This is a genomic window from Sinomonas sp. G460-2, assembly GCF_047759905.1.
Classification (GTDB): Bacteria; Actinomycetota; Actinomycetes; order Actinomycetales; family Micrococcaceae; genus Sinomonas.
On the sequence record NZ_JBKZWT010000232.1, the window covers coordinates 1 to 5,780 of the forward strand.

Sequence of the window (5,780 nt, forward strand, 5' to 3'; positions counted from 1 at the left end):
CCGGTTCCGACTGATCCCGCGGACTGCGGGCCGCCTGACCGGGCCGGCACGGGCGTCGGGCGTTCCTCCAAGCAAGCCTCCTGAACGGTCTAAGAATTCATTCAGTCTATGCCTGTACGAACATGCCGCAGAATCCCGCCCATTCCCCCGCACAGCAAGCGTTCGCGGAGAGCGTCGTCGACCCGCCCCGCGAACGCCCCGGCTGCTGCGTCAGGCGGTCGGGTCGGCGGGCTGCAACTCGCGCCGGGCCTCGACCTTCTCGGCCTGCTTGACGAGGTCCGGCTCGCGCTCGCGCAGCCACGCGTACATCGGGGCCGCGATGAAGAGCGTCGCCGCGGTGCCGACGAGGATGCCGACGAAGAGGGCCAGGGACAGGTCGCGGAGCGTGCCAGCGCCGAGGAGCCCAGCACCGATGAACAGGATCGCGGCGACCGGGAGGACGGCGACCATCATCGTGTTGATCGATCGGACGAGCGTCTGGTTCACCGCGAGGTTGACCTCCTCAGCAAACGTCCGGCGCGAGGACGCCTTGACGTCCGCCGTGTTCTCGCGGATCTTGTCGAAGACCACGACCGTGTCGTACAGCGAGTAGCTCAGGATCGTGAGGAAGCCGATGATCGCCGACGGCGAGACCTCGAAATCACTGATCGCGTACACGCCCTCCGTCACGAAGATGGTCACGATCATGCCCGTGAGAGCCGAGAGCGACATCTTCCACGTGCGGAAGTACAGGGCCATGAGCACGGCGGCGAGCCCCACGAAGACCACGAAGCCCAGGAGCGCCTGATTCGTGACGTCAGCGCCCCACGTCGGGCCGATGAACGTCGAGGTCACCTTGTCCTGGGACACCCCATACGCCGAGGCGAGCTTGTCCTTGACCTGGAGAGTCTCGGTGTCGGAGAGCTGATCCGTCTGGACCTGGATCGTGCCGCCCGCGACGTTCGTCACGCGGGGGGCAGCCCCGGCGACCACCGAGTGGACCGCGTTCTGACCGGGCACGGTGTCCGAGGTCTTGGTCTGCGAGACCGTGAACTGCGAACCGCCGCGGAAGTCGATGCTGAGATTGAACCCGCCCCTCAGGATCGGCACGACGATCGCGACGATGATCGCGGCCGCGGCGATGAGGAACCAGATCCTCTTCTTGGCGACGAAGTCGTACGAACGCTTCCCGGAGTAGAGCTCGTTGCCGAAGCGGGCGAGGGCTGTCGTCGACATCAGTTCTCCTCCTGGGAGCGCTCGGTGCGCTGGCCGGACTTGCCGGCGGCCGCGAGATCAGACTTCCCGCCGTTCTCGGCGGCCGCGGCGCGACGCTCGGCGATGGTCATGCGGCGGCCAGCCTCTGCCGCGGCCGCGGCGTTCTTCGGCTTGAGCGTTGACCGCGCGGCCTCGGACGCCTCGCGGAGTCGGCCCGCTCCCCGGTAGAGCGGAACGGCACCGAGCTGTACGGGGTCGAGGCCCGAGAACCGGTGGCCCTCGCCGAAGAACTTCGTCCGGGCGAGAAGCTGCAGCGTCGGGTGCGTGAACATGAACACGACGATGAGGTCCGCAATGGCCGTGAGGCCGAGCGTGAACGCGAAGCCGCGCACGTTGCCCACCGCGACGAAGTACAGCACCACCGAGGCGAGGAGGTTGACGGCCTTCGAGGCGAGAACCGTGCGCTTGGCCCGCCTCCAGCCGTTCTCGACGGCGGAGACGAGTCCCCGCCCCTCGCGGAGCTCGTCGCGGATGCGTTCGAAGTACACGATGAACGAGTCCGCGGTCTGACCGATCGCGACGATGAGGCCCGCGACGCCGGCGAGCGAGAGCCGGTAGTTCTGGGTCCACCCCAGGATCGAGATCGCGAGGTACGTCAGAAGGCCGGCGACGACGAGCGAGAAGATCGTCACGAAGCCGAGCGCCCGGTACTGGAAGAGCGAGTACACGACGACGAGCAGGAGGCCGATCGCGCCCGCGAGGAGGCCCATCTGGAGCTGCTCGGTGCCGAGCGTCGCGGAGATCTGCTCCTCGCTCTGGATGTCGAAGCTGATCGGGAGGGCGCCGAAGCGCAGCTGGTCGGAGAGCGTCTGCGCGCTCGACTGCGTGAAGCTGCCCGTGATCTGCGGGTGGCCGTCGGTGATGACCGCGAGGGCCTGCGGAGCCGAGAGCACCTTGTCGTCGAGCACGATCGCGAACTGCGCGCGCGGGTCGGCCCCGCTCGTGCTGCCAGCCGCGACGTAGAAGCCGTTGAGCCGCTGGGTGACGTCCTTGAACTTCTTCGTGCCGTCGGCATTGAACTGGATGTTGACGGCCCACTGGTTCGTGACCGAGCCCTGCTGGCCCTGCACGAGCCCGTACGTCGAGCCCGAGATGTCCGCACCGGGGATCTCGACCGGGCCGAGGATGTACTTCACGGCCTGGCCCCCGGACGCCGCGGGCTGGCACGTCACGAGCGGCTTCGCCGGATCGGAGCGCTGCGTCGTCTCGGCCTGCGGCTGCGTGCAGTCGAGCGCCTCGTACTGCTTGTAGAGATCGGCGGTGATCCAGTTCGTGTCGCTCGCGTTGGCTGGCGCCGCGGTCGGGTTCGGGAGCTGCGCGTCGGGCAGGAGCTTGTCCTTCGCGACGGCCGCCGGATCGCCCGCGGTCAGGACCGGACGGAAGTTCATGTCCGCCGAGGCCTGGATGAGCTGCCGCGTCTGGGCGGACGGGGTCCCCGGAAGGCTGACCACGACGTTGCGGCTCGACTGGGTGCTGATCTCGGCCTCGGACACGCCCGAACCGTCAACGCGCTGGCGGATGATCTCGACGGCCTGATTGAGCTGGTCCTGGGTCACGGCTCCACCGCCGGTGACCTTCGGGGCCAGGATCATCTGCGTGCCACCCTCGAGGTCAAGCGCGAGCTTCGGCGCCCACGAAGCTTGACTGGCCAAGACACCCCCGCCGAGAACGGAGACGAGGGCAACAAAGAGGACAACGAGCCAGATGACGGTCCTGAGTCCCGGCCGCTTCGTGCGGGATCGAGCCATGGGTTGCTAACTCCTGATGTGGACGACGTCCGCGGCCGGACGGACCGGACGCGGACGAGGATGGTGAGACTCTACTTGCCTTCGCCTTCGAGGCGCTTGAGGGTCTGCTCGGGCGTCTCGTGGAGCTGCAACTCGGGGCTCGCGGCGGCAGCACCGTGGGAGCTCTCCGGACCGTGGGCCGTCTCTGCCTCGGTCGGATCGGCAGCGGTCTCGGCGTCGCCCTCGACCACCGGCTCGGTCGGCTCCACGATCTTCGAGACGGCCTGGCGGTGAACCGTCGCGGTCGTGCCGGGCGAAAGCTCGAGCACCACCTTGTTCTCGGCCTCGTCCACCTCGAGGATGCGGCCGTACAGCCCGAAGCTGGTCATGACCTCAACCCCCGGGACGAACTTCGACCGCATCTCCGTCTGCTGTGCCTGCTGCTTCCTGTTGCGCCGGAACATCGTGAAGATGAAGAAGGCGAAGATGACGAGCAGGAGGATAGTCATCAAGTCCATGGCTGAGTCCAATCTCTTTCGGAGGGACGCGTCGTCTGGAAGACGCGCGTCAGTCCCGGGGCAAGCCCGGGCACGGCATCACGGCCCGTTGTGAACGGGATGTCTTCTCTCAGTCTACGGGCAAGCCGTACGAAGAGTTCCCGGCGGCCTGACTCCCGGCAGCCGCTCACCGCCAGTCGGCCAGGACGTCCTCCTCATCCCCCGCGTCCTCGCCACCCGGCGACGATGTATCGAAGAGCGTTGCGCTATAGGCGAACGGCGCATCCGGTGGGACGGGCAGCCCGAGGTGCCCATAGGCGGCCGGTGTCGCGATGCGCCCGCGCGGCGTGCGGCCCATGAGCCCCTCGCGGACCAGATACGGCTCGGCAACCGTCTCCACCGTCTCGGGCTCCTCCCCTACCGCGATGGCGAGTGTCGAGAGCCCCACGGGACCACCGCCGAACTTGGTGGCAAGCGCAGTCAGGACGGCGCGGTCGAGCCGGTCGAGGCCCCGCGCGTCGACCTCGTACATGTCGAGCGCAGCGGCGGCCGAGCGCGCGTCGATGCTCTCGATCCGATGCACGAGCGCCCAGTCCCGCACGCGCCGCAGGAGGCGGTTGGCGATGCGCGGCGTGCCGCGCGAGCGGCCCGCGACCTCTGTGAACGCCGCCGAGGTGACCCGGAGGTCAAGCAGCCCCGCCGAGCGCCGGAGCACGAGCTCGAGTTCCTCGACGGAATAGAACTCGAGGTGGCCTGTGAAGCCGAAGCGGTCGCGCAGCGGGCCTGGCAGGAGGCCGGCCCTCGTGGTCGCGCCCACGAGCGTGAACGGTGGGAGATCGAGCGGGATCGCCGTGGCGCCCGCGCCTTTGCCGACCACGATGTCGACGCGGAAATCCTCCATGGCCATGTACAGCATCTCCTCGGCAGGCCGGGACATGCGGTGGATCTCATCGAGGAACAGGACCTCGCCCTCGGAGAGCGAGGAGAGGATGGCCGCGAGGTCTCCCGCGTGCTGGATCGCGGGACCCGAGGAGATGCGCAGCGGCGCGTTCATCTCCGCCGCGATGATCATGGCGAGCGTCGTCTTGCCGAGGCCCGGAGGACCCGAGAGCAGCACGTGGTCCGCGCTGCGTCCCCTCAGCCGGGACGCCTCAAGCACGAGCGAGAGCTGGCGGCGCACGCGCTGCTGGCCCACGAAGTCGTCGAGGTGCTTCGGCCGGAGCGCCGCCTCGATGACGCGCTCCTCCGGCTCCTCGCCGCTCGAGACGAGCGAGGGCTCAGCCACGGGCACCTGCCTTGGCGGGGGTCCGCGGGCCCTGCCCGAGCCAACGGAGCGTGGCACGGAGGATCTCCGGCACGCTTCCGCCCTCGGCGAGTTCGGGGCGGTCCTCAAGCGCGCGGTCGATGCTCGCCGACGCGTCCTTCTCCGACCATCCGAGCGACGTCAGCGCTTCAACCACCTGCGGCTTCCAGGCCGCCTCCGCGCCCTGGGCGGACGACGGCGCGGGCTCGCCCGGGCTGCCTAGCGGAACGAGCTTGCCCTTGAGTTCGAGGACGAGGCGTGCGCCGACCTTGGGCCCGATCCCGGGCACCTTCGTGAACGCCTTCGCGTCCTCCGAGTGGGCCGCGACACGGACCGCCTCCGGGCTGTGCACCGCGAGCACCGCGAGGGCGAGTCGCGGTCCGACCCCTGCGACGCCCAAAAGCACCTCGAACACCTCGCGTTCATCAGGCGAGGCAAATCCGTAGAGCGTGAGGGACTCCTCGCGTACCACGAGGAGCGTCTGCACCGTGCCCTCCTCGCCGGCCCGGAGTCCCGCGAGGGTCCGAGGCGTCGCGGCGAAGGACATGCCCACTCCCCCGACGTCGATCACCGCCGCCGAGAGGCCCACGTGAGCCACCGTGCCGCGCAAGAAGCTGATCACCGCTCAACGACCCTTCTGCCGTCCGAACACATCTACGAATAATCTAGCGTCGGAGTCCGACAGAACACGTCAGGAGCCGCGGCGCGCCTCAGGTTCTCCGGCGCGCCTTGGACTCCGCTTCTGGCCCGACCGCCCGATACTCCGCACGCCTCAGGTTCTCCGGCGCGCCTTGGACTCCGCTTCTGGCCCGACCGCCCGATACTCCGCACGCCTCAGGTTCTCCGGCGCGCCTTGGACTCCGCCGCTGGCCCTTTCCCCGACACTTAGGCGACCTTAGGTCCTTCGGCGCGCCTTGGACTCCGCTTCTACCCACGCCCGCTGTGCCGGCGTCATCGCGGTGGCCGTTATCGCCGTCGTCCGTCCGACGGCGGAAGGCG

General features: G+C 68.8%; 5 protein-coding genes. All 5 read right to left on the bottom strand.

The genetic code is table 11. From position 1 onward, the window contains the following. Positions 1-210 precede the first annotated feature (210 nt). A complete protein-coding gene (gene secF / locus ACLN58_RS16720; protein WP_415856382.1) occupies positions 211-1,215 on the bottom strand; it encodes a protein translocase subunit SecF in 1,005 nt (334 codons plus the stop codon). Beyond that, entirely contained in the window at positions 1,215-3,002 is a 1,788-nt protein-coding gene (gene secD, locus ACLN58_RS16725) for a protein translocase subunit SecD (RefSeq protein ID WP_415856383.1), read from the bottom strand. Before secD ends, secF begins: the two co-directional genes overlap by 1 nt. Positions 3,003-3,073: 71 nt before the next feature. Then, entirely contained in the window at positions 3,074-3,490 is a 417-nt protein-coding gene (gene yajC, locus ACLN58_RS16730; protein WP_415856386.1) for a preprotein translocase subunit YajC, read from the bottom strand. Between the two features lie 175 nt (positions 3,491-3,665). Beyond that, complete coding sequence (gene ruvB / locus ACLN58_RS16735; protein WP_415856384.1) at positions 3,666-4,763, bottom strand: Holliday junction branch migration DNA helicase RuvB; 1,098 nt, start codon at positions 4,761-4,763, stop codon at positions 3,666-3,668. Next, a complete protein-coding gene (ruvA, locus tag ACLN58_RS16740; protein WP_415856385.1) occupies positions 4,756-5,403 on the bottom strand; it encodes a Holliday junction branch migration protein RuvA in 648 nt (215 codons plus the stop codon). The genes ruvB and ruvA overlap by 8 nt, the downstream gene beginning before the upstream one ends. Positions 5,404-5,780 lie beyond the last annotated feature (377 nt).